Raw genomic sequence first — 1,459 nt, forward strand, 5'->3', positions numbered from 1 at the left:
GCAGGCGGCTATACCGAACGGTAAGGTGCGTCGCGAAATGCTTTCCATCCTGATCCGGTATTACCAACTCCATGTAGAGCGGCTGGGCGAGATAAAATCGCTGGCCATCTTATCAGAAGTACTTAGCTAAAAAACAGAAAAGGCGATGCATCTGCATCGCCTTTTCTGTTAGTATTAAAGTAGCTGTTAGCGTACCTGCAGTACATCTATTTCGAAGATCAGCACGGAGTTTGGCGGAATACTGTTGCTACCGTAGTAGCCATACCCCAGGTAAGATGGGATATACAGGTTTGCTTCTTCGCCTTTACGCAACTGCTGAAGTCCTTCGTCCCAGCCTTTGATCACCTGACCAGCACCTACTAGCACCGAAAAGGGTTTACCTGTTCTGAAAGAGCTATCGAATACATCGTTGCTGATGTTTCGGCCAATGTAGTTTACCTCTGCATACTGCCCTGCCTTGATTTTGTCTCCTTCACCTTCTTTCTTAGTTAGGATATAAAGACCGCTGTTCAGGCGCACTACCTTGGTCGTGTCTACATTATTAGTCCTGAAATACTTCCTGATCGTCTCCTCATCTATTTTCTTCTGAGCTTCAATTTGCTCAGGCGTTACATAGTAAGGGTTCCTGTTATCTTCTTTGCATGATGCAAAAGAGACCAGTACAACGAACAAGAAAAGAGCTTTTGCAAACCATGTGCTCAGTTTCTGCTTTTTGTGTGTCAGGTTCATGATATTCAGGTTAAAGGTAATCTGATATTAGTTTTTAATGTCAACAAGCTCCACGTCGAAGCGCAGGATCGAGTTGGCTGGCATTTGTTCGCCACGAGCCTGCTCGCCGTACGCCAATGTAGATGGGATCAACAGGATAGCCTTGCTACCTTCGTTCAATTGCGCAATACCATCGTCCCAACCCGGAATCACCTGGCCCTGGCCAAGCGGGAACGTAAACGGCTGACCACCGCTCATCGGGTTGTCGTAAGAAGACTCCAGCTCTTTACCGTCCAGGAAAGACAGTTTGTAATGTACTGATACATTGTCACCTGCTTTTGCTTTCGGACCTTTGCCAGGCTGTGTTACCACATAGTATACACCAGCATCTGTCTTCTGCACATTCTTCAGGCCTTTCTCTTTGATGTACTCCTGAATTTTGGCGTCGTCAACTTTGATCTGCTCTTTGGCACGCTCCTGCTGAGCAAGCATCTGCTCCTCAAACATCTTCTGCTGGTCTGCAATCGCCTCTTCCTCAGACTGGATTTTGTCAGCTTTCAGGAAGAACGTGAAGTGCGTGCCTGGCTTAATGAATGGAGGCATCGGCTGGTTGAAGGTATTAGCGAAAAGTGAGTCCACGCTGATCTTGAACACGCCGCTGTCGCCAGCGCGCATCATCGTCAGGGCGTCTTCAAGGCTACCTTTGAAGGTTGGCTCCATTACTGGCAGCATCACCGGCTGGCCCTGCTGG

General features: G+C 48.0%; 2 protein-coding genes. Both read right to left on the reverse strand.

All coding sequences use genetic code 11. The features are described from left to right. Positions 1–186 precede the first annotated feature (186 nt). A complete protein-coding gene (locus tag O71_RS20965) occupies positions 187–729 on the reverse strand; it encodes an FKBP-type peptidyl-prolyl cis-trans isomerase (RefSeq protein ID WP_007661291.1) in 543 nt (180 codons plus the stop codon). Between the two features lie 27 nt (positions 730–756). After that, a partial coding sequence (locus O71_RS20970; RefSeq protein WP_007661293.1) for an FKBP-type peptidyl-prolyl cis-trans isomerase occupies positions 757–1,459 on the reverse strand: 703 nt, incomplete at its 5' end.

Source organism: Pontibacter sp. BAB1700, assembly GCF_000277005.1.
GTDB classification, from domain to species: Bacteria; Bacteroidota; Bacteroidia; order Cytophagales; family Hymenobacteraceae; genus Pontibacter; species Pontibacter lucknowensis.